The sequence below is a fragment of the Sulfuricurvum sp. genome (assembly GCF_041651515.1).
Classification (GTDB): Bacteria; Campylobacterota; Campylobacteria; order Campylobacterales; family Sulfurimonadaceae; genus Sulfuricurvum.
In genome coordinates, this window is sequence record NZ_JBAZJF010000001.1 from 112,633 (window position 1) to 136,068 (window position 23,436).

The 23,436-nt window shown below is 40.1% G+C and carries 24 protein-coding genes; 10 read left to right on the top strand and 14 right to left on the bottom strand.

All coding sequences use genetic code 11. The features are described from left to right. Positions 1–279: 279 nt before the first annotated feature. The 6 genes from WC407_RS00600 to hemH all read right to left on the bottom strand — a co-directional run bounded on the left by WC407_RS00600 (position 280) and on the right by hemH (position 6,714). Positions 280–1,464, bottom strand: a complete 1,185-nt coding sequence (locus WC407_RS00600) for a saccharopine dehydrogenase family protein (RefSeq protein ID WP_373019990.1) — start codon at positions 1,462–1,464, stop codon at positions 280–282. A 59-nt stretch (positions 1,465–1,523) separates the two neighbouring features. Next, entirely contained in the window at positions 1,524–1,892 is a 369-nt protein-coding gene (locus WC407_RS00605) for a diacylglycerol kinase (protein WP_373019992.1), read from the bottom strand. Then, positions 1,879–3,714: an MFS transporter gene (locus WC407_RS00610; RefSeq protein WP_373019997.1), complete on the bottom strand. Its 1,836-nt coding sequence runs from the start codon at positions 3,712–3,714 to the stop codon at positions 1,879–1,881. Before WC407_RS00610 ends, WC407_RS00605 begins: the two co-directional genes overlap by 14 nt. After that, positions 3,714–4,424 carry a DUF695 domain-containing protein gene (locus WC407_RS00615; RefSeq protein WP_373019999.1) on the bottom strand — a complete coding sequence of 237 codons (711 nt, stop codon included), beginning with the start codon at positions 4,422–4,424 and terminating at the stop codon, positions 3,714–3,716. Before WC407_RS00615 ends, WC407_RS00610 begins: the two co-directional genes overlap by 1 nt. Before the next feature lie 30 nt (positions 4,425–4,454). Continuing rightward, positions 4,455–5,696 carry a hypothetical protein gene (locus tag WC407_RS00620; RefSeq protein WP_373020001.1) on the bottom strand — a complete coding sequence of 414 codons (1,242 nt, stop codon included), beginning with the start codon at positions 5,694–5,696 and terminating at the stop codon, positions 4,455–4,457. Positions 5,697–5,766: 70 nt separating this feature from the next. Continuing rightward, positions 5,767–6,714, bottom strand: a complete 948-nt coding sequence (gene hemH, locus WC407_RS00625; RefSeq protein ID WP_373020003.1) for a ferrochelatase — start codon at positions 6,712–6,714, stop codon at positions 5,767–5,769. Positions 6,715–6,848: 134 nt separating this feature from the next. Here hemH and WC407_RS00630 point away from each other — a divergent pair, with 134 nt between their 5' ends. Then, the gene (locus WC407_RS00630) at positions 6,849–7,640 is read left to right on the top strand and encodes a C40 family peptidase (protein WP_373020005.1); all 792 of its coding nucleotides are present in this window, start codon (positions 6,849–6,851) and stop codon (positions 7,638–7,640) included. Between the two features lie 11 nt (positions 7,641–7,651). Next, complete coding sequence (locus tag WC407_RS00635) at positions 7,652–8,116, top strand: hypothetical protein (protein ID WP_373020008.1); 465 nt, start codon at positions 7,652–7,654, stop codon at positions 8,114–8,116. On the opposite strand, the gene WC407_RS00640 is transcribed toward WC407_RS00635, so the two are convergent. Both WC407_RS00640 and glyS read right to left on the bottom strand, forming a co-directional pair. Then, positions 8,107–9,249: an NAD(P)/FAD-dependent oxidoreductase gene (locus WC407_RS00640; protein WP_373020010.1), complete on the bottom strand. Its 1,143-nt coding sequence runs from the start codon at positions 9,247–9,249 to the stop codon at positions 8,107–8,109. The two genes, WC407_RS00635 and WC407_RS00640, sit on opposite strands and share 10 nt — an antisense overlap. Beyond that, the gene (glyS, locus tag WC407_RS00645; RefSeq protein ID WP_373020012.1) at positions 9,221–11,257 is read right to left on the bottom strand and encodes a glycine--tRNA ligase subunit beta; all 2,037 of its coding nucleotides are present in this window, start codon (positions 11,255–11,257) and stop codon (positions 9,221–9,223) included. Before glyS ends, WC407_RS00640 begins: the two co-directional genes overlap by 29 nt. A 169-nt stretch (positions 11,258–11,426) precedes the next feature. Between glyS and WC407_RS00650 the strand changes: the two genes are divergently transcribed. Next, on the top strand, positions 11,427–11,846 hold the full coding sequence (locus WC407_RS00650) for a class II SORL domain-containing protein (RefSeq protein ID WP_373020014.1): 420 nt from the start codon (positions 11,427–11,429) through the stop codon (positions 11,844–11,846). A 53-nt stretch (positions 11,847–11,899) separates the two neighbouring features. On the opposite strand, the gene WC407_RS00655 is transcribed toward WC407_RS00650, so the two are convergent. Next, positions 11,900–14,062 (bottom strand): EAL domain-containing protein, encoded by a 2,163-nt coding sequence (locus tag WC407_RS00655; protein WP_373020019.1) that lies wholly within the window; start codon positions 14,060–14,062, stop codon positions 11,900–11,902. 85 nt (positions 14,063–14,147) lie between these two features. Then, a complete protein-coding gene (locus tag WC407_RS00660; protein ID WP_373020021.1) occupies positions 14,148–14,843 on the bottom strand; it encodes a tetratricopeptide repeat protein in 696 nt (231 codons plus the stop codon). 117 nt (positions 14,844–14,960) lie between these two features. Here WC407_RS00660 and WC407_RS00665 point away from each other — a divergent pair, with 117 nt between their 5' ends. From WC407_RS00665 to WC407_RS00685, 5 genes are read left to right on the top strand one after another with little or no spacing between them, the layout of a single operon-like run. After that, positions 14,961–15,623 (top strand): uracil-DNA glycosylase family protein, encoded by a 663-nt coding sequence (locus WC407_RS00665; RefSeq protein ID WP_373020023.1) that lies wholly within the window; start codon positions 14,961–14,963, stop codon positions 15,621–15,623. Next, positions 15,620–16,714, top strand: coding sequence for a hypothetical protein (locus tag WC407_RS00670; RefSeq protein WP_373020028.1), 1,095 nt, complete (start codon positions 15,620–15,622; stop codon positions 16,712–16,714). The genes WC407_RS00665 and WC407_RS00670 overlap by 4 nt, the downstream gene beginning before the upstream one ends. Before the next feature lie 2 nt (positions 16,715–16,716). Then, complete coding sequence (locus tag WC407_RS00675) at positions 16,717–17,352, top strand: Crp/Fnr family transcriptional regulator (protein ID WP_373020030.1); 636 nt, start codon at positions 16,717–16,719, stop codon at positions 17,350–17,352. Positions 17,353–17,412: 60 nt separating this feature from the next. Next, on the top strand, positions 17,413–17,922 hold the full coding sequence (locus WC407_RS00680) for a ferritin-like domain-containing protein (protein ID WP_373020032.1): 510 nt from the start codon (positions 17,413–17,415) through the stop codon (positions 17,920–17,922). Then, positions 17,919–18,374 carry an ankyrin repeat domain-containing protein gene (locus WC407_RS00685; protein ID WP_373020034.1) on the top strand — a complete coding sequence of 152 codons (456 nt, stop codon included), beginning with the start codon at positions 17,919–17,921 and terminating at the stop codon, positions 18,372–18,374. Before WC407_RS00680 ends, WC407_RS00685 begins: the two co-directional genes overlap by 4 nt. On the opposite strand, the gene WC407_RS00690 is transcribed toward WC407_RS00685, so the two are convergent. From WC407_RS00690 to WC407_RS00705, 4 genes are read right to left on the bottom strand one after another with little or no spacing between them, the layout of a single operon-like run. Further along, positions 18,366–18,743: a YbgC/FadM family acyl-CoA thioesterase gene (locus WC407_RS00690; protein WP_373020036.1), complete on the bottom strand. Its 378-nt coding sequence runs from the start codon at positions 18,741–18,743 to the stop codon at positions 18,366–18,368. The genes WC407_RS00685 and WC407_RS00690 overlap by 9 nt on opposite strands. Beyond that, complete coding sequence (locus WC407_RS00695; protein ID WP_373020041.1) at positions 18,740–19,948, bottom strand: tyrosine-type recombinase/integrase; 1,209 nt, start codon at positions 19,946–19,948, stop codon at positions 18,740–18,742. Before WC407_RS00695 ends, WC407_RS00690 begins: the two co-directional genes overlap by 4 nt. Next, a complete protein-coding gene (locus WC407_RS00700; RefSeq protein ID WP_373020043.1) occupies positions 19,945–20,340 on the bottom strand; it encodes a hypothetical protein in 396 nt (131 codons plus the stop codon). The genes WC407_RS00695 and WC407_RS00700 overlap by 4 nt, the downstream gene beginning before the upstream one ends. Then, positions 20,330–21,229 carry a helix-turn-helix domain-containing protein gene (locus WC407_RS00705; RefSeq protein WP_373020045.1) on the bottom strand — a complete coding sequence of 300 codons (900 nt, stop codon included), beginning with the start codon at positions 21,227–21,229 and terminating at the stop codon, positions 20,330–20,332. The genes WC407_RS00700 and WC407_RS00705 overlap by 11 nt, the downstream gene beginning before the upstream one ends. Positions 21,230–21,614: 385 nt before the next feature. Between WC407_RS00705 and WC407_RS00710 the strand changes: the two genes are divergently transcribed. Both WC407_RS00710 and WC407_RS00715 read left to right on the top strand, forming a co-directional pair. Next, complete coding sequence (locus tag WC407_RS00710) at positions 21,615–22,166, top strand: recombinase family protein (RefSeq protein ID WP_373020047.1); 552 nt, start codon at positions 21,615–21,617, stop codon at positions 22,164–22,166. A 49-nt stretch (positions 22,167–22,215) separates the two neighbouring features. After that, entirely contained in the window at positions 22,216–23,436 is a 1,221-nt protein-coding gene (locus tag WC407_RS00715) for an ATP-binding protein (protein ID WP_373020049.1), read from the top strand.

A 23,436-nucleotide genomic window follows, 5' to 3' on the forward strand; every position in this document is an offset into this window, starting at 1 on the left:
AAATATTACTATAAGAGCTATAATCTTAAAAGGAATATCACAATCATTAAAACCAACATTACTTAAAATAAATTCTACATCATTAAAGTCTATACTAAAATCAATCTTCTATCCTATAGAGACTAAAGCACTATTATACAAAAATTATAAGAAAGTGTAAGAGAAGAGGGAAAGCTAGATTCCGTGTCATAGCACGGAATCTAAAGATCATCGTGCCTATGGGTATGACGACAATATGACCCTTTGACAAGTTCAAGGTGAACGAGATAAAGAAGAAGTTTAAACGTCCATCTCGATAACATTCCAAGGAAGTCCTTGGGTGTTCATCTCATCCATAAAGAAATCAGGATCGAGCTGTTCCATATTGAATACCCCTTTCCCGCTCCATTTACCCTCGACCATCAGTTTTGCACCGATAACGGCAGGGACACCCGTAGTGTAGGAAACGCCTTGCGATTTAACTTCGGCGTAGCACTCTTCGTGGTCTTTAACCTGATAGATATAGATTTTACGTTTTTTGCCGTCTTTGATACCCTCGGCAACGATACCGATATTGGTTTTCCCTTTGGTTCGAGGACCGAGTGACGCAGGATCAGGAAGCAATGTTTTTAGAAATTCCATCGGAACGATCTTCATCCCTTTGTGCTCTACCTCTTTAATTCCCAACATCCCGACGTTTTCTAAACATTTCATGTGGGTAAGATAGCTTTGACCAAACGTCATAAAGAAACGGATACGTTTAAGCCCTTTGATGTGTTTAACGAGGGATTCCATCTCTTCGTGATAGAGGAGATAGCTGTCTTTTGGTCCCACTTCAGGATAATCCCAAACCTGCATAATCTCCATAGGATCGGTTTCGATCCATTTGCCCTCTTCCCAGTAGCGCCCTTTTGCACTTACTTCACGTAAGTTGATTTCAGGGTTGAAATTGGTAGCAAAAGCGTATCCATGATCACCCGCATTACAGTCAAGGATATCAATCGTATGGATTTCATCAAAATAATGTTTTTGGGCATAGGCGCAAAATACATTCGTCGCACCCGGGTCGAATCCGCTGCCGAGTAATCCCATGATACCTGCATCTTTAAATGCCTGATCTCTTGCCCATTGCTCTTTATATTCAAACATCGCAGCATCCGGATGTTCATAGTTTGCAGTATCGAGATACGGGGTTTTCGTGGCGATACACGCATCCATAATGGTAAGGTCTTGATACGGAAGTGCAACATTGATAAGGATGTCTGCCTTAACGCGATTGATGAGGTCAATGACCTCCTGCGTGTTATCTGCATCTACGGTTGCAATTTCGATTGCACCTGTTGGAAGTTCGCTTTGAATCTCTTCACAGCGTTTTAATGTACGGCTCGCCAAAATAATACGATCAAATACAGTATTGTTCATAACACATTTATGTGTTACGACGCGCCCTACTCCGCCGGCGCCGATAATGAGTGCAGTTGCCATGGCAAAACCCCTGATAAAAATATAATAGAAATTATAGGCTAAATTCTCTTACGAAAACGTTACAGACAAAACGCGCGATAGAGTGTCAATCCCCAGATAGATGCCAACATTGCTAAGGATAAAAAAACAAGTGCTGCCCCCGCATCTTTAGCTCTTTTAGCAAGTTCATGATGTTCAAATGTCACCAAATCAACTGTCCTCTCAATCGCGCTGTTAATAATTTCTGCAATAACAGGAATGAAGAGAGATACAGCCAAAATCGCATGATATTCAAAAGAGAGCGGTAAACACCATGCACTGATCATGCCGACGGTGAATAGAAGTATTTGAAGCCGAAATGATGGTTCATTTTGGGTAACTTCTATCAATCCATTCAGCGCGTAGCGGGTATTTTTAAAAAGGGTGTAGCGAGGTTTATTGAGTGCCATGATGTTCCTTCAAAAATTGAATCGCATTATACACCGTTTCAGGATCACTTTGCATCGAGATCGGCTCTCCGTAAATGACCCGAACATTACGTCTAAACCACGATTTTCGCGGTGCATTACGCTGGGTTGAACGGGAGAAAATGCTACCGTAAATACCATCGATGTAGAAAGGGATTATTACCCCCTCTTGATCTTTGGCAATAGCACGATAGCCCGGATAAATTTTTCCGATATTCCCGTCATAACTAATCCCCCCTTCGGGAAAAATACCGATTATCTCATGATTTACAAGACGCGATCGTGCATGTTTAAAGGCTTCCTTCGCCCCGGAGGCTGAAATGGGAATAACCTCACCAATCTCCATAAGCGGACGGATAAGCGGCTTTTCATAAATTGAGCGTTCCATCAGATATCGTATCCGTCTCTCTACACCGACTTGTACCAATATCCAATCAATCCAGCTGACATGATTTCCCAACATTAACACGGCTCCCGTTCTTGGGATATTGTGCGTCTGCATCGGGATAATATTGTACCGAAAGGCAAGAATTCGTTCCAAAATCAACCAGATAAAATAATCTTTGTAGCGTATCAAGGCACCGATACTTAATAAAATTGACACCCCTACCATGGCATAAAATATAATAATAATAACATTCAGACCAAAAAAGGCAAAAAGAGTTGTCATACCTAATGCCAAAGTCATAAAAACATTTTGAATCCAATTATTTCCTGCCAATACAAATGGCAGATGTACCCTTGATGTATTCGCTTGAATAAGAGCATTCAGAGCAACAATCATCATCGCTCCGCCGATACCGAAACAAAAAAATGTTACTCCGATTATCCTCAAAGAATACGTATTCGGTAATATCAAAAGTGTCAACGTAAGGAGTAAAGCACCGCTGACGATCAGCCCTTTATGCAAATAATAACGTGACAACCTTGTCGCTATCATTGAACCGAGGATAATTCCAATCGCCGCTAATGCCATAAGTCCCTGAACGATAATAGTATTATGTATTCCAAGAGTACTTTTAGCATAGGCACCAAAGACAGCCAATATGACTTGAGATATGGACCAAAAGAGGGATAAAAAGAGAATAGCTTCGAAAATCTCCCTCTTACGTCGTATCAAACGCCAATTTTTACCGAAGTACCGACCGCTTACATAGTTATGTATCTCAAATTTTGCACACGTAGAAGTCCCCGTATCTATTAAGCGTATGGTCAACAAAAATTCAATGACACTCCCCAACACCAATAGCCATCCCAAAGGAGCAATCTGATGCAAGATATCCGCTTCATTGTTATAAGGAGTATGAAGAAAATTTTCAAAGAAAATAGTATAAAGGATAATCCCCGATAAAATAGCAACAGTTGTAACCGATTGGACAATCGCATTCAATGCACTTAACCCTTTTTCACCGGCCAATTCTTTTATATATCCATATTTAGCAGGCGAATAGATGGCGGCTTGTACCGCCAGTAAAAGGGTTAAACCAAACGATATCCAAAACCATCCCTGATAGTAACACAGGGTAATAAGTAACGTGATAAGTATCGCCGAAAATGCACCGTAACGCATTACCTTAACTTTTGAAAATCGATGCGACACATATCCTGAGGGAGTAAAAAGTGCAATAAAAGGGAGAAGAATAAGGGCATTGAGAATAGCGGTATAGATAATCTGAGTTTGGTCATCGTAGATTTTAAACACCGTATTTTGAATAATAATTTTGTGACCCAAATCGGTAAAAGCGTTGAGAAATAATGCAAGGGTATAGGGGATAACCCCTCGTGTTTTCCAGATACTTGCCATTACGCCAGTACCGTACTCCACCCTTCATAATGACCGTGCTCTTGCAAGGAAGTATCATACAGCAATGCCGTAGTTTCTTCCACTACTTCAGGTGTAATTGCTTCTGTTTTGGTGAGAACGGCACCGTATGCGTAATCACTCTCATCATCTTTTACAGACTCTTTAAGTACAAATCCGTGGGCAGATAAAAAGGCAACCGAACGTTCCATAGCACTTTTGGTCTGAAAAAAGAAATAATGTTCCACTTCCCGCTCTAGCTTTAGATCATCTCCCGCTTCAACAAGCGATTCGATCGTGTGACGGTTTTGTATACGAAGAGACGCATACCCATCCGGATAGAGGCGTTCTAAATACATCTCATATTTTGTGTCTCTGGATGCACCTCTGTCGTAGGTAAAACCACCATGACGCGCCATTACTTCCGTGGTAATATTTTCAAAACGTTTTGAATCGCGTGCGTAAAAATAAAACTCTACCCATCCGTCTTTGATAATGACTCCGGCAAATACCGTGTCCAATTCAGAATGCAGTGTTTTCTCTAAATCGTCTCTAAAGGCGGAAAAATGTTCCCCTTGCGGTTCGTCGCTCTTTACAAAAAACCACAATAACCATGGCTTCTCTTCGAGCGGAGCGTCATCCATTAACGAGAGTTCTACCTCACAACGAAAAGGTACATTCTCATCATCGCTCATCTCGTAAAATTCCACCATGGTACACCTTTATTTTTTCGATATTGTACCCTATTCGCTCAACTCTTCCGTGTAGCTGCGATGAAGCTTTACCTTGCCGGAGAGTTCTTGTATATTTTTAGTGTCAAATTTCTCAACGCTCTCCACTTTCGGAAGCGACTGTCGTAAAAGATAAAGTTTTTCACTCACATCGCTTGCAATCCGCTCCAAATTTTCACGCATAGCCCTATGCTCTTGTTTTTCGTAAGACTCTAACGTCACCACCAACTCACCTAATTTACCACGGGCACTTAAGAACTCTCTATAAAGCCCTTCAGCCGATGAAAAAAGTGATCCGAGCGGTTTAAAAGAGTCATATAACTCTTTGGAGTGAAGGGTCATCTCGCGCATTTGCTTCGAGGAAAGAACCATTTGCTGCATGATCAATTCACTTTGTTCACGAGACCCTCTCAACAATGCATCGTTTTCGAGCAAAGTCGTCATTATCCCCTCGCTCTTAGCCCCTAACGTTTGAATGTGACGGGCGAAATCGTGGATAACAGAAGTCAGCTCTTTTTGTAAAATCGCTACAATCCGATCCGGTGCCTGATTTTGTTGAAGAAGTCGAAGATTTTCATCGATATTTTTCAGCTGCGAGCGTACCTCTTTATTCTCATCACAGGCTGATTTTGTAGCCACTTTGAGCTGATTAAAATGATCTTGTTCGGCAACTCGCAGTAAATCTATATGACGATGAACGATATTATCGAGCCCCGGAAGTTCGGTTAGAGTAAACTCTTCAAATTTTTCCATGGAAAGCTGTTGTTGCACTAATAATGCTTCAATTTTGGAGACAAAAAGTTTCTGGTTATTTTGAATTCCATGCAAAGCCTCCAGCTCTTCTTTAAATAAACTTCGCAGTTGATCGTGTGTTGAATTTTCCATCTGTGTAACGGTAGAGAGCCGTTCGTTATACGATGCCAGAGCATTGCCTTGTGATTCTATCCCCTCAATGAGTACTTGTACACGAGACCGATCGGCCTGATATGAAGAAGCACTTTGGGTTTGACTCATTACACTCATTATTACGGATAACACACCTCCTACGCTTAAGGTAATCAGAGATTCTTTGATTACCAACATAACGGTTGTATCTTCGGCAAATAATACAAAATGAAGTATTCCGCCAATAAATCCAACGATAATGACGACAGGGGTATAGTTGATTTTATTGGTGTCTTTATAAACGGCGATATGACGTAAAAACAGGAGAGACATAACCCCTATTGAAAGTAAAACATCCGGTGCAAACATCATTTATCCTTCAGTAATCGTAAACATCTTTTAAGCATAATTCGTACCTGAATTATGCCAATGTAGTACATCATTTCATCTTTGAGTATAGCTCAGCAATGGTTTTAACAAATAAAGGGTGGTCATTCGGACATCGGCAAACACGATAGGTTTCAATTCCGATAGTATGTGCCACTTCAGCATACTCGATAGAGAGTTCAAAATCGGTTTCGGAATTATCAACGGTAAAAGCGATAGGGAGAATAATCATTTTTTTACTTTTCAAAGAACCAAGAGCAGATTCCAAGGAAGGTTCCAACCATCGCATAGGCCCCACTTTAGATTGATACGCCAAATAAATATCATGAAAATGGATATCTTGTTTCTGAAGCAACATTTTCATGAGTGCAACATGATGTGTAACATGGCGCGCATACGGGTCACCACTATCAACAATATTTTGAGGAAGTCCATGTGCTGAAAAAACAAGATCAAACTCATCCGCACTATCTTGTCCCAAAGCTTCTTTAATGCGCTCTAATAAACATTCATTATAGGTACTATTCTCGAAAAAATGTTTTATCTCTACACTCACAACATCCCAATGGATAGCATGTGCTGCTGCTTCAAAATCATCTAATGATGATTGTGTGGTTGTACTGGAATATTGCGGATATAATGGAATAAGATAAACTTTTTCTACCCCTTGTTCTTTTAGTCTGGTGCATACATCATGGGCCATTGGCGGAGTATAGCGCATAATAAAATCAACAATCACATCGTTTCCAATCTCATTTTGAACCTTTGATACGAGAGAACGGGTTAATTCGACCAATGGAGATTTTCCACCAATCTGTCGATAAATTTCTTGTGACTTTTTAACGCGAGACCATGTTATAATTGAGGCAATCAATTTCCGTAAAAATGCACTTTTGGTTCTTATAATATAGGGATCGTTAAACATATTCGTTAAAAACATTTCTACTTCTTGGAGATTATTAGGTCCCCCCATATTTAACAATACTACTGCTTCTCGCATCCTAATTTACCGCCTATTATCCATCTGTTTTTGAAAGAAGTGTACCATATCATTTCGTTAAATTTAAGAATTATAATAAAATATAAAGTTTTTTAATCTATAATGAGTTTACGAGAGAAAAACGAGGAGGCTGAATGCTTAAAAAGTGGATGCCAATACCATTACTTTTACTCACAATTACTGCACATGCAGATTCTCCAAGGCGTGAGCCATCATTATTTCTAGAATATGAACGAGAGATAAAACGCTCAAATGAAGCTCAAAAAGACGAAACTCCTTTCCACAAACTTTTAGCACCTATCAAAGTCACAGCTCCCCTCACACCTACTCCCCAAAATACTAAAACCGTTGCAGCCACAGAACCGATCCCTTCCAAACCCATTCTCAGTGATAAAGAAGATATTGGTGCTGACAGTCTCCCCTTTTTAGTCGTCAACAAACCAACACCGAAAAATTCCAATATCACTTGCCCTGAAATAAAATCTGCTGATACAGAAAATGAACCTAAATCACTCATTAAAAATCTTCTAACAGCAAAAGAAAAACTTCTTGCCAAAGCAAAAGTTTTCTTAGGAACGCCCTATGGATTCGGAGATAAAGACAATAGTCATACTGACTGTTCAGGATTTACTCAGCAAGTCTATCGTCAATTCGGTATCAACTTGCCCCACAGTGCGGCAGAGCAGGCGCAACTGGGCGAAACCGTCAATCCCAATGATTTGCAAGTCGGTGACCTGCTTTTTTATAGAACGTATAAATCTGAACCCTCGCACGTAGCTATCTATGCCGGAGGCGGTCAAATTATCCATGCGTCATTTAATGCTCGAAAAGTACAATACGATTCTATTGACAAAGGGTATTATCAACAACGTTTTTTGTATGCCAAACGTCTTGCATTTAACACCAACGACAGTGGAACGGAATAAGGGCTTAGAGGATGTCTGCTTTGTACTCACTTCTTGATCGCCATTGGCTCTGGAAAGAGGTGTATACCAAACTTGACATCTCGTCTCCTGCGTATCAATACTGGAACGATACCCGTCATGTTAAACTGGGTCGATACGTATTTCTTGAGAAACAGACTCTCCCCTACAAATATTCCCATATTGAAGAGGATCTAACGGATCTTTCGGGCTACCTTCCAACCCAATATGCCGCAACGCAGCTCGGAATAGACAGCCATATTTTCGGCTATAAAAAGATGCGTCTCTACAATCAATTTGAGTATAAGTTTGTTAACGATATAAAATTCGTCAATCTAAAACGGTTTTTCCTTGAAAACGGAATCAAAATAGGTAAAAACAGCTATGTGCATCTTGCACGACTTGATGAGCTGATTATTACTACTGATTCACGGTTTTATCGGATAGATGATAACTACGGTGTAGTCGTTTACGACTGACGCTTTGCCCATCGTGGAAAAAACCGCGAAGGGGAAAGGATAGGATTAATCGCTTTGCCCTCACTCAAATATTCCGATAATAGCCTTGCCAAATACGGTGCCAAAACAAATCCATAACCACCCGAACCGTTTATCATAGTCAGACTGGGATAGTAGACATACTCGCGCATATTCACCGCTTTACCATGCCGTAGATGAGGGTACAGGGAGAGTGTTGCATGAGCATCTACTAAATTTCCTAACATCGGTAAATAGTCATTAGAACCGGAACGAAGACCGGTATAATCTCTGACGATTTCAATATTATTTAATTTTAATGTTTTTGAAGCCTTTTCAAGGAGAACAGCCCTACCCGACTCGATATCATATACTTGATCTGAAAATGGGGAATAATGGACATCATGGGTTGCTCCGATAGCGACTATCCCCTCTTTTGTCGTTGGTGAGATAGAAACATGGTGGTGTAAAATACAGGGAATATCGGTCGAAGTTTTAATATCGATACGATGTCCCCAAATCCCTCGTAAACCGACATAGTCGATGGGTAAAAGTTTCGGGTAGGCTCCAATCGATAAAACAACGTGCTTTGCACTTAGGTGGTCTATTTTCCATAATTCATCCTCATACATGAGTGCATCAGCTTTAATCGTAAAAAAATCGATCCCTTCAACCAATGCTTCACATACCCCTTGAGCATCTACAACGGCACCCTCACTAAAGTAAATATGACTCTCATTAGCCGCTTCTTCCGTAAGAAGAGATTTTAGTACGTTATCTATCGTAGAGTATTCCAGCTGCGTTTCTTGTTTAAAACATTCGAGTTTATCGGCTTCCTGTGGACTGTTAGCGATATGAAGTAGCTCTTTAGTAAGGGTAAACTGGGGGAAACGGGTTGTATAAAATTCGAGTGCTTCGGCGTGTGCTTCGGACATAATATCTTTCAGCTCACCTGCTTTGGAGATTTTCGGGGATATGAAAGCCCCCGCTGCACCACTTCCACCCGATGCAATACCGTTCTGATCAATCAGAGCAACACGTAAACCGGCTTTATAGAGATAGTAGGCGCTACAGCAGCCGTTTATCCCTGCACCAATGATTATGACATCATAAGGTGATATTTTTGATGTCGGCAATCGAATAAATCTCAGCGTAAATCATTCCGACCAATGCTTTGCGGTTAGCACGGACAGATAAATCCTCGGCATTAACCATAACATTGTCGAAAAATGCATCGAGGGGTGCTTTAAGAGCAAAAAGTGCATCCAAACGCTCTTCTAGTGTTCCATAACTCGCAGAGATCGCAGAGGCTGCGGCACTATATAGATGGCGTTCTGCATCGTTTTCAAACAACGACTCATTGACATTGAAACCTTTGTCCATTGCTTCATCTTTGAGGATATTGCTGACCCGTTTAAAGGTGGAGAACGCTTCAAGAAATGCATCGGATGATGCGATAGTATTCACGGCGCGAATTTTGCGGTCGATTTCGAGAACATCGAGTTCAACCGTAGCGTCTTTAGCAACAACCGATTGGATGATAGATGGATTAATACCGACGTAGGCTCCGGCCAGACGCTCAATGATAAACGTTTCAATATTCTTTTTATACTCTTTACCCTGCGGATAAAGGGAAGAGAGCTGATCGATCAATATTGAAAAGTTTAGCGGGATTTGATGCGCTACTGCAATTTTGATAATCCCGTTTACGGCACGACGAAGAGCAAACGGATCGCGTGAACCGGTCGGTATCTCACCGATACTGAACATACCGATTAGGGTATCAAGTTTCATCGCCATCGCGACGATTGCACTGAGGATAGTACTCGGCAGGGCACTATCCTCACCCGTCGGTAGATATTGCTCTTTGATCGCTATGGCAACTTCAGCAGATTCTCCTAAGGCAAGAGCATAGTAATACCCCATCAACCCTTGTAGCTCCGTGAATTCATAAACCATCTCGGACATTAAATCGGCTTTAGCCAACTCCATAGCCCGCTCCAGAGTAGCCGGGTTAATATTATCATATATTAAATTGGAAAGTGTCGATGCAACAATCTTTTCACGTGAAATTTTCTCTGCCAACGTACCCAAACCGTTCATAAATACGACTTTTTCAAGCCCTGCCGTACTGAGCCCTTTTTTGAGATCATTACGATAGAAGAAAAGTCCATCGCTTAAACGTGGACGTAATACCCGTTCATTCCCTTCGATCACTTTGGAAAAATCATCGGTTAAGGCATTGGATACAACGACAAATGCGTTTATGAGTTTTCCGTTTTTAAAGACCGGAAAATAGCGTTGATGTTCCTTCATCGAGGTAATAATAACTTCCGGCGGCAATTCGAGAAAACTCTCATCAAAGTTACCTAATAAAGGGGTCGGATGCTCGGTAATCGCAACAACTTCATCGAGAAGGTCATCATCGATTTCGATGGTAATGCCATGTTTTTCTTCCAACGCTGCGAATGCATCCAAAATCGTTTTGCGGCGAACTTCAGGATAGAGGCTGACGGAACCCTCTTTAAGAAGATCAAAATAATGGTGGATAGAATTAACCGGTTTGGCTTCGAAATGGCTGATACGGTGAACGTAAGTGTGGGCGGATGAGCGAACATCGAAAAGCTCGACATCGACTGTGTCGTTCTCCATCATAACATTAATCCATCGGATAGGACGGATGAAACTCTCATGCGATGAGCCCCAGCGCATTGATTTGCCGAAATTGAGACTTTTGATCCATTGGTTGATCATATCACCGAGTATTTCCGTACTGGATTGTCCCTCTACGCTTCGACTAAAATAGAGAACCTCTTTGCCCCCTTTTTCAGCACGCGAAATTTGATCAAATTCAACACCGCATTTTTTAGCGAATCCGAGTGCTGCAGGGGTCGGGACACCGTCTTTGAGCGCAATCTTTACCGGTGCACCGAAAAACTCTTCCATACGGTCATCTTGGCGTATTTTAAATTCGCGATGCCACAATACAAGACGGCGCGGCGTGTAATAAAATTCAAATTCACACATGAGCGCATTTTTTTCCAAAACAGCCGCCCATTTTTTCTCTATTTCACTGAGTTCTTTGAGCAGGGGAACAGCAGGAAGTTCTTCGACACCGATTTCAATCAAAAGAGGTTTTAGCATAGTCAGTCCATCATCATATTTAAAATCCCGATTTTACCCCTCTATTGGTTAAAAATCGCTGTTGCTTTGGAAAAAATTAAATAAGATATAAAGTCTCTTATTTAGGTGTAGTTAAAAGTTTTGAGGTGTACAATGCCTGCATTAATTCAAAATTAAACAAGGAATCCTTATGCCAACAATCAACCGTTACGTCGATATCAGCACCGTAGATCGCGAAGCTAAAAAAGACTACATCGACCGTCATTCTCCCTTTATTCACTGTGAGTCTACTGCTAAAAAAGGGGAGAAGTTTGCCGTTACCGTCAAAATGGGGAACGAATATTCTCATCCGGATGACTTCGATCATTTCATCGCTAATATCGCTTTGTATAACGGAGAGACATTATTGGCACGTGCTGATTTCGTTCCGGGAACACTCGGAAATGAGAAAAATCATGCAGAAGTTACATTTAATATTGTTCCAATGGGCAAAAAATTGACACTAGTCGCTCATGGCTATTGCACAAAGCACGGGGTATGGGAATCAACCCCTGTTGAAATAACAGTAGAAGAAGCTAGCACTTGCTGCGGTGGCGGACACTGTTCATAACTGCTTTACTTGACCTCCAGCAGGTCAAGTTTTGTCTCTTACTTCACAAGCGGCTACATAGCTTGCGGTTTACCTGTAAAATATCCTTGTGAATAATCAATTCCTAACTGTTTAACTGCATTATATATATCTTCATCACTTACAAATTCAGCTATCGTCTTAGCACCGACTTTCTGTGCAAAACTTACAATCGTTTCAACAATAATATGGTGTCGAGAGTTCTTGGTGATTTCACGAATAAGGGAACCATCAATTTTGATGTAATCAACATTAAGCTTTAGAATATTTTCAAAGTTGGAGTAACCGGTTCCGAAATCATCAATGGCAATTTTTGAGCCTAGCGCTTTTACCTGAGTAATAAATTTTGCAACTTCAGTATAGTTTTCGATACCTTCAGATTCGAGGATTTCAAAAACAATGCGAGAAGCGGTACCCGTTTGTATAATAGTCTCAACAATTTCTTTAATTGTATGCGAATCACGTATGTCACTGACCGATAAATTGACTGAAAATTCCTCGCTTCGCGTTGCGAAAAGAGCACATGCTTGATGTATAACTGCAAGGGTAATTTGAGGATACAATTTGGTTTTTTTAGCAATAGGTAAAAAATCCAAAGGAGAAATTATTGTCCCTTCTTCATTGAACATTCGTACTAAGGTTTCATATTTATCCGTTGCCCCCGTCACCAAATTTACAATTGGCTGATAGTGACATATTATGCGCTGATTAGCAAGGGCACTACGGATAGTAGCGTTCATAGCCATATTGGCTCGATAGGTTTCTTCTACCTTTTCATCTTCCGCATACAGTGCTATCGGCACTTTATTCTCTTTAGCTCTATTGAGTGCTATATCGGCCCGCGTCAGCAATTTATCCTTTCCTATAGAAGCGCCAACACTCATTCGGATACTAATACTCTCTTCTTCGATCATGAAAATTTTCTCTTCAAAACGTGAGAGTAATGTTTTGATTTGATGGCCAAGTTCATCCCACGATACTTCTTCATGCATCAATATGGCAAATTCATCTCCATCGATACGATAGGGAAACAAATTCATTTCATTAAACCATTGCCCGATGAGGCTTAATAATTGATCTCCCGTATCGATTCCAAAGAAATCATTAACCTCTTTAAAGTCATCGATATTAAAGATCATACAGGCAGTAGGACTCTTTTGTTCCATATCAGAGACAATTTTTTGACGATTAGGCAATCCGGTTAATTGATCATAGTAGGCAAGTCTAAGTGCTTTTTCTTGACTGTCTCGGAGAATGCTTAAATCCGTAAAAACCGCAAGATAGTTTTCAACTGCCCCTTGGCTATTGAGTATGGCGCTGATGCTCATCCACTCAGGAAATACTTCACCGTTGGAACGTTGATTCCATATCTCACCGCTCCAGTGTTTATCGCTTAATAATTTTTCCCACATTTGCTCATAAAAATGTTTGTCATGACGTCCCGACGCGAGTACTTTTGGATTTTTACCCATAACATCGTCCAATTGAAAATCAAATGTTTGGATAAAGGCATTATTTACTTTGATGATATTATTGTTTCTATCCGTAATAATCATCCCATCCGTAGCGTATTTTACAGCTGTCCCGAGAAGTTCAAGATCGTGATTATTCGCATCAATTTGCATTTCATACTCTGAGCGCTTTAATACAACATTAACGATAAAAGCGCATGTTTCAAGAAGTCTTTTATGAAAACTTGAAGGAGAGCGGTGTTCAAAAGATGAAAGGGCGAAACTTCCGACCGGCTGCTTTTGACTATCACGAATGGGCATTGACCAGCATGAGCAAAGATTGAAGTCATACGCAACCTGTCGAATATCTGCCCATCGTTTATCTGTTTTAGTATCTACAACAAACTGCGGTTCATTATGAAATACAGCGTTACCGCATGACCCACCGCCGGGTCCTGGTTTTAGCCCTTCCAGTGCTTTATGACCAACCTCAGGAATTGATGGGGCTGAGATCACGTTCATTAAACCTGTTTTCGGGTCAAGAAGCATGATGGAAGCTACAGAACCCGAAAGCATTTTCTCAGCTAATTGACACAAACGCTCCATAACCTCTTGCTGATTATGGCCTACAGCAAGTAATTCTAAAACATTTTGTTGAATATCAAGTATTTTACTGTATTCAAATGGTGTAAGAATAACTTCTTCCTCTAACGTCTCAAGCGATAAGCAACTGGGTGCTTTATCCATCAAATTCCTTCGCATAAATACATGTTGCTATTATCCTATCATATATTTATTTGTTAGTTTATTAAATAATTATCATTTATGAATTTTATGGTTCAAGTGATTTTGCTTTTTTAAACGATTCTTCTGCTTTGTTTTTATCCCCTGCTTTTTTGTAAATTATTGCTGCTCTTCTAAGATAGTCAGGATCGTTAACTTCTTCAATATCCAATATCTTTACCGCATTAGTAAAATCCTTTTCTTTTACAAAACACTCTGCTATATCTATACCGTGCCCGTGTTGCGCATGTGTCTCAAAACTGTAATATGCCCCTTTTTTATAAATCTCTTTTCTCGTATCACTCGCCAGGGCATATTCCAACGCTGCATCAGAGCAATTGGCTGCATTTAAGTCTTTTTGTATGTTTGAAATTTGCGATTCATATTTCAATTGTAGTTTTTCCGATTGTCGAGTTTCTATTTCGGAGAGTATGATGGTAACGATAAATCCTCCCACTCCCAATACTAAACCTATAATCATAATCGTTGAAATAATTCTTTTCGATTTTTTTGCAGCTTCAGTTTTGATAAATTTCGCATTAACAGCAGCAATATCATCCTTCGGATCTAAAATAGTGATGGTTGTCGCTCGTTCACCATCGTGCTCAAAATTAATATACGAACCTGCTTGAAGCTTTTCAGGATTTGTGCAATCGCCGATAAAGAAATGGTATTTATGACCATTATCATCTCTGAGAAATCCACTTTTCATCTCATTGTTATAATCTAATATTTTACCTTGCATAAAGATACCTCTACTTTGAATCGGACGTATTATAGATATTATAGCCCTGTTTCTACAATCCTCCTTAATTAATAACTTTTTATCTCTTTTTAACGCCCTTTTTCTTATACTCTTTTTATGAACTCATATCAAAATCTCGCTTTGCTTGAAAATCTTTACCGTTTGAAAGCTCTCGGTTATCACTATGTCGATTCTGTGATTCCAAATGTTCAAAATAGTGTTACTGCTCTGCCCGATTCGCTCGCTTCACTCAACAGTGCTATTGAGAAATGCTATCTGTGTGATTTAAGTAAATCAAGAACCCAGAGTATGTTCGGTTTTGGAAATCCTAATGCATCAATCGTATTTGTCGATGCATTTGTCTCTGCAGCAGAAGATGAAGGAAACAGTTATTACAGCGGTCGATCAGGAACTATGTTACGAGATATGATCGAAAAAGTACTTAATATGAGGGTTGAAGAGGTATTTTTTACCCATGCAGTCAAATGTAAGCCGTTTGGTTTTCAAAATCCTTCAATAAGTGAATGCAATAGCTGCATACCTTTTTTATCCAAACAACTCTCCCTTATCAAACCTAAACTCATTATCGCTTTGGGTAGCGATGCCTATGAGCTCTTAACCAATGATGGAAGTGATTTTGAACGACTGCGAGGAGAACTTATCCCTTATGGCGATGCACTTCTCATTCCGATGTATCATCCAATGTTTTTACTTCGCAACCCGTCATTAAAAAAAGAGGCTATGCGTGATTTACAGACTATCAAGGGGCGTCTGGGATGATTTTTTTTAACCGTTTAATAGTTCTATTAAGTATCTTTTTTGTCTTTAATGTATTTGCTGATCGTACGATAGTTATCCAAAAAACCGCTATTTCTGCTCAAAACAATGCCGTCGAATCCTCACAATCTCACTTACCTATCTCCTCAAAAGAGATTAAGATTGCTTTCATTTGTGCACCCAAAGTGATCGGTAAATATTCCCAATCAACCTACAATGTTGCATTAGCCACATTACTCGGAAAACATCTAGAAAACTCCACCCTTAAGCGTTTCGATATCTCTGATGAATCGATTGAATCACTTCGTATTACCCTCTCTAAAATTCATCAAGAGGGCTTCAATGCAATATTAGCCCCATTAACATTAAGTGGTGCGCAGCATATAGCTACATTGGAAAAAGAAATCCCTGTTTTCATCCCGACGGTCCATAAACGTGATATGCCCGAAGCTCCAGATACTATTGTCTTCGGATCTATCGACTATATTAGACAAATTCAAGCATTACTTCCCTACATGGGTAATTCCATCGCGATCTTTTACGATGACTCTGCCGTAGGGCTCCATCTTAAGAAAAATACTGAAATGCTTTTTATGGAGACCGATAGCAGCAAAAAAAGTGTCGCATCGTATGCCATCGATGCACAGGGGGACAATATTATCTCTCATCTATCCAAACCTTCTACCTTCAATAAGAAAAGTATTATTATCCATCTTCCCATCGTTAAAAGTGCTATTTTGACCTCCCAAATGACATTTAATGGGATTAAAGAACGCAATATCCTCTCTACACAGATTAATGTTGACCCTGCATTAATCACTCTTACTCAGTATCATGATCGCAAAAATATGATACTTGCCAATTCCATTATCGAGCATCCTCCTGCCGTTACCGAATCGAATGCACTTATGAATAATGATATCTATTTTGACTGGATCAATTATGCCACGAGTGTCGGGGCTGACTTTTTAATATCACAACTCAGCAATGAAGAACGAGAATATTCGATGCGTCTCATCGATTCTCAGGTTATTTATCCGGTTGAGCTACTAAAAGCAAAAGAGTTTGGTTTTGAGCCAATCACCTCCCACTAACCATGCTTGAAAATTGTCAACTTTTTAGCCATTTAACCCCGCATCAGCTCAAAGCAGTTGAAGAGATCAGCATACTGCGCAGCTACGAGACGGGCGAAATTATTTTTTATGAGGGAGATGAGAGCCGTTATTTTCATCTTTTACTTCGTGGAGATGTATCCATCTTTAAATCCGCCTCCCCCACTGAGACCATGCGGATTCATCAATTCCATGCCCCATCGCTGATCGCCGAAGTAGCTACGCTCAAGCAAATCCCGTTTCCTGCATCTGCTGAGTGTGATTCCTCCTCCGATATCTTAAAAATCGATCGTGAAGCATTTTTAGAACTTCTCCGAGAGGACATGGGGCTAAGTATTTCTCTCATCGCCTCATTAACTCAAAAAATTGGTGCATTGGAACTCTCCCTTAAACGACACAGTGCCCCCAGCGCAATGGCTAAAGTTGCCCGCTTGGTTCGAGATGAACCCGATATTTTCACCTCTCACAAACAAATTGAGATTGCTCAAATGCTCAGCATCACCCCAGAAACCCTCTCCCGGATGCTTCATAAACTTAAAAAAGAAAACATTATTGAAACCATCGGGGGTAAATCGATTACCCTTAAAAATTTCAATGCTCTAGAAAAGTATTGCGGATAATTATTTTCCTTTAAGAGGATGGGTGATAGAGTTTATCCATCTTAATTTTTGGAGATCATTATGGGCAAACGCGGGACTTCACTGTTACGAGGAATCGAAGCAGAAACAATCATTGATTTACTCAACAAAGCCTATTGTGACGAGTGGTTTGCTTACTATCAGTATTTCATTGAGTCTAAAGTAGTTAAAGGGCTAATGAAAGATGCGGCAATTGTAGAGCTCACCCAACATGCCGCCGATGAGCTTCGTCATGCAACTATGATCAGTGGTCGTATTATCCAGCTTGGCGGCACTCCGATTCTCCATCCTAATGAGTGGATTAAACATTCCAACTGCGGTTACGATGCACCTGAAAATCCTGACGTTCGAAATGTTCTCAAAGATGCAATAAAAGGGGAACAATGCGCGATCGGGGTTTATTCAAATATCCTCGATATAACACGTGAAAAAGACATCATCACCTATGATATGATTTCTCAAATACTAGCTGATGAAGTCGAGCATGAAGAGGATTTACAAGCCCTTTTCGATGATATCGAAGAATTTATTGCGGAACTAAAGCGATCATGAAACTCTTGTATGCGCTCATATTCTCCATTTGTATGGGAAGCAGTCTATTCGGTGCCGATATTTTAACATTGGTGCAACTGCTGGATACAAATAATACTGCCGGTTTTAAAGCTTCTGTCGTAACTCCGGAAGATGCCAATGCTATGCGAGACGATAACAATAAAACTATTTTGATGTATGCCAGCTGGGTCGGCAATAGTGAGGCTGTCGAATATCTTATTTCCAAAAAAGCCGATGTCAATGCACAAGATTCTATCGGTGCGACCCCTCTTCATTTAGCAATTTGGAAGGGACACAATAGCATAGCGATTATCCTTCTAAAACACGGAGCATCTCCGAATGCAATGAGTAAGGATGGAATGACACCTGTTGACATTGCTATGATGCAAGGTAATCAAACGATTATAAAAGAGATAAAGAATAAAGAACCGAAACTCAAACCTCTATTGTAAGGTGGTCGCGAGAAACTCCCTGTCTGAATCGGGAATTTTTGCTATATTCCCCTCAAAGTTGATATAAACAAGTTCTATCTTCATCGTAAAAAGTCTCTCTAAATCTCTGTAAATCTCTTGTAATAAAGTAAAGGAAGCGTTTCTGCTTTGTAAAAGAGCCGTTTTTACCTCTACTACATCTCCAAACTTTGCACTTTTTATATAATCAGCTTCAATATGTTTTGCTACAAAATGACCATCTGACAATATTGGAGATCGGCCTGCATCAAAAAAAAGCTGACTGCGTGCCCGTTCACAAAAATTGAGATAATTGGAGTGATAGACGACACCACCGACATCGGTATCTTCATAATATACTCGAATATTCATCCTGCTATCCCCTGTGTATCGGCATTTGAGCCATTATTTTCTTTTGGTGTGACAAAAAGTGTGACAAACTGGTTGAGAAACAGTTCTCTTTCATTTGCATCCTTCGGAACATACTTAGCATATTTTTGAAGTGTAATTTGAATATTGGAATGTCCCATTATTTTTGAAATCCATCCTATATCAATTTTCTTCGCAAGCATCTGAGATGCAAAAGTGTGTCTTGTATTATAGATATTGCGTTCAGTAAGACCTATGTTTCTCAAAAGCAATTTGAATTTTAGATTTAAAAAATCCGGTGTATGCCAAGGTTTTCCCCATCGATTCAAAAAAACCTTTCCATTTTTTAAACCAGTTTCCAGAAACTGAGCACGTAACGCTTCTTCGACCTGCGGCAACATATCAACAGACCGATTAGATGCTTCCGTTTTAGGTTTCCCTACAATATAACCGCCTTTACCACTTCGTTTTGTGGTTTTTGAAACTTTGATTTTTTTAGTATCAAAGCAGATATCCGACCAATCAAGTGCAACTGCTTCACCAGGTCTAATGCCTGTAAATATTGAAAACTGCAAGAACCAACGAAACTGTCCTTTTGCATTTTTTAGAATTAGGTCTATTTCATTTTCTGAAAATGGAAGCATCTCTGTTCGAGTAGCTTTGACGTTTGAATTTTTTGGAAGTTTAACCTTTGCGACAGGATTCTCAGGTATGAGTCCATCTCGCCATGCATCATCCAAAATATGATTTAGGACACCGCGATATTTTTTTATAGAGCTAATTGACAACCGTTGAGCGAGTATGTTTTGCCACTCTTTGATTTCACTGGGTTGTATTGAATTAATCATTCTAGAACCGAAATATGGCAAAATATCGCGCTCTAAAATTTGCTGCTTTGCTTGTAAAACATGACCTTCAACATCATGTTGTTGTAAAGCAAGACTTCGTTCCGCAAAATCAGCAAAAATCGGTGTCTTTGGTGCCTGAATTTTAAGAGCAATCGGATCAACCTTACGCCCTGTAAGTTCCATGTAGAGATCCGGTAGAATCTCATTTTTGACCATTTCCAGATTCTCCGATGTAGCTTTCATCTCCATTGATGGGCGTTGACGTTTCCCATTATAAATAAAATCAAGTTTCCAAATTCCCTTTATATCGCGGATTGTAAAAACCAAATCTCCGAATTGACATTTGTAATTATTTTTCAAAGAACATCTCCTTTCGGAGTTTCTTCACGCGCAGAAATTTTACCTATTTTTTCCAAAATCTTTTGAGTGTGCGGGTTATTGGCTGGTACGAATTCGTCTGTAATAATTTCTTTTTTGCTTTCACGGCGATTTTTATACCCGCCTGAGCGCTTCAAGGAAATAATTAGAGAGGGTATAAATTCAATCTCACCACGGCCATCAAGTCGATAATGAACACCCTGCTCTATCGGAGAATCAGAGTCTTTGAGCCAATTGTTTAGCGACTGCTCTGTAATTCCGAGAAACGTTGCCACATGTCGCTTTTTACGAAGATCAGGGATGAAAAGTTCGAGCAATTGCTGCGTCTCTTCAAGTCTTTGAAGGACTAAGTCCAATTTTTCTTCAAAATACATCGTCAATACCATCTCTATTTTTCATAGTCGCATATGCTTCTCCAGGATTGTTAAAACCGCAGTTTTGCAAAACCAAATGCATCGCTTCCCCATGCTCTCGCTTGAGACGTTTCTCACGTTCCCAAGGTTTTTCTCGAGTCGAAGCTTGCTGCTCGGCGATGATTTTTAGGACGTTTTCGCAGGTCCGGTGATCCCCGGTTTCGATTTGGACAAACAAGCGCGCTTCATACCGCGACGGATCGTTTGGACGCTTCCGACGTACCAATTCTTTCACTGCATCTAGAATGTCATTTTCGGTGAGTCCATGCAACTGAAGAGGGATAGTTGTCGCGGGCACCATCTCGCCCGCGCACGCCTCCTCCTCTTCTTCTCTTAAAACTAAGGGTTGAAAAGAAGAAGCTAAGGGTTCTTCTCCGGATTTCGGAGGTTGATGATCCAAAATTGTATCGATTTTCGGAGGTTGAAGGCTCTCTTCCAACTCCACCGATTTTCGGAGATTGGGATATTTTTCGACTGTATCGATTGTCGGAGATTGAATATCCTTCTTTTTTCGAAAATTTCGAATAGCACGGATTTTTCTAGCTATTTTTTTATAATTTTTAACGTCGAATTTTTCAACATCAAATTCATGAATTTTATAGAGGGTGGACGTTCGTCCACCCCCTTTCGTTGAGCGGATTTTAATAGAAATTAAACCCACCGCTTCAAGGACTTGAAGCGCAGTTTTTAACGAAGAATTGGCCAAAGAAGCCTTCTTCTGAATAGTTGAGTACGATGGACAACAAGTGCGGGTGGAATCGTCTGCATTTTCGCAGAGCGCGAGAAATACGAGCTTGTCGTTACCCAAGAGGGGTAGGTCAAACGCTGCTCCGATGATTTTAAAGCTCATCGTGATCCTTTAAATAGACTGTTTAGTTTAATGATTTGTCTCAATATAATTATCTCAAACATATGATTCCTTCTGTATATCTAGTCTTACATCTACTTAATATCTCTTTTGCTATGGCAAACTAAACCACTTTTGAATAAATTTACATTTTCTTTCAAATTTCTACTCTTCCCACAGTAAAACCCCTTGAAATTCCATTAAATCAGGTGTACAATTTCCTCAGTCTCGACCGAGAACGTTCTCAAGTTCAACGGTGAAACAGGCTCCGATTAGCTTCCGGATCTCTTTCCCATCCCATTAGCGTCATCAACCGGATTTGACGCTTTTCACCTATATACATTTGTCAACCCATTAAAAAAAGGCCCAATCCGAGGAGGACCTTTTCATGTCTGAATTTCTGTTACAACGTGATGCATTGATGAGTGCTGGCGTAGATGAAAGAAATATATTTGAAGATAAAGCTTCTGGTTCCAAAGATGACCGTGTAGGTTTGGCCAAAGCTTTAGAATATGTTAAAGAGGGTAACACTCTCGTTGTTTGGAAACTTGATCGTTTAGGACGCTCCCTACCCCACCTGATCGAGATCGTTTCGCATCTCAAAGCCAAAGGTGTCGGATTCAAGTCTCTAACTGAAGGAATGGATACATCCAGCCCGTCCGGTGAACTACTATTCCATGTCTTCGGCGCTTTGGCACAGTTTGAACGCTCACTCATCCAGGAACGTGTTAATACCGGATTGGCAGCGGCGCGAAAAAGAGGACGTATCGGTGGACGACCACGAGCGATTCCTCAAGAAAAGATTGATGCTATTTTGTTGGCGTTGAATAACGGGATGTCGAAAGCGGCAGTGTGTCGGACGTTTGATGTGAAGCGATCGACGTTGATTGATGTATTGAACCGAATAAATAGTAATTTTGAACAAACACTTGACAATTAATTGCAATAATGTTAATCTTACTTTACATATTTATAATTAGGTTGCCTATATGAGTTTACAAACTCTTTTCCAAGAACAAGCAAAACGGCTCCGCACGATTTCATTGGATAAAAAACGTTACCTTTATGATCAAATCAATTGGACCTCTAAATCGATCGGTATCTTGGGGCAAAGAGGGCTTGGAAAAACTACAATGATGCTTCAGTATATCAAAGAGCATTATGAGCTAAGCGATAAAGCCCTGTACATTTCGCTCGACAACCCCTATTTTCAATCGGTATCTCTTTATGACTTTGCCATGGAGTTTGAAAGCTACGGGGGGGAGATATTGTTTATCGACGAAGTTCATAAATATGACGATTGGTCAAGCCATGTCAAAGCAATTTATGATGCTTCTGAACTTCGAGTCGTCTTTTCAGGTTCTTCGATCCTCCAGATCAATAAACAAAAAGGGGACCTTTCACGAAGAAGCCTTATTTATACTCTTGAAAACCTTTCGTTCCGCGAGTATTTAAGTCTTAGTGGTGCTATGGAATACAAGATTATTAGCCTCGAAGATCTTTTAGAAAACCATGGTGCGATTGCAACAAATATATCAGAGCAGATCAAACCACTCAAATATTTTAAAGAGTATCTTGAATACGGTGCCTATCCGTTTGTATTGGAAGACAAAGATAATTTTCACCAACGTCTCGTACAAGTGATCAATCTCATCCTTGAAACCGATTTGCCCTATATTAACCGAATTGAGATGGCACAAATCGGAAAGCTCAAAAAGCTTCTCTATCTTTTGGCAATCAATGTCCCATTTATCCCTAATATCACCGATCTCTCATCTGCAACTCAGATTTCAAGACCAAAAGTATACGAATACTTGAATCATTTAGAACAAGCCAAAATCATCAACACACTGAGAAGTAAAGAAAAAGGATATAACATACTCTCTAAGCCCGAAAAGCTGTTGATGCAAAACACTAATCTATCCTATGCCCTCTCTTCGTCAGTCGATATCGGAAGTATGCGAGAAGCGTTTTTCGTCAATCAGATCAAAAATGCTCTTGCTGCTAAAAACCGATTTATCGATGAATCGATCTATACCTCTAAAAAAGGGGATTTTTTAGTAGACGATAAGTACACTTTTGAAATAGGTGGAAAGAATAAAGGCTTTGAGCAAATCAAAGATATCCCAAACAGCTATGTCGCTTCCGATGATATTGAGATAGGCTATAAAAACAAAATCCCCCTTTGGCTCTTTGGATTTTTGTATTAA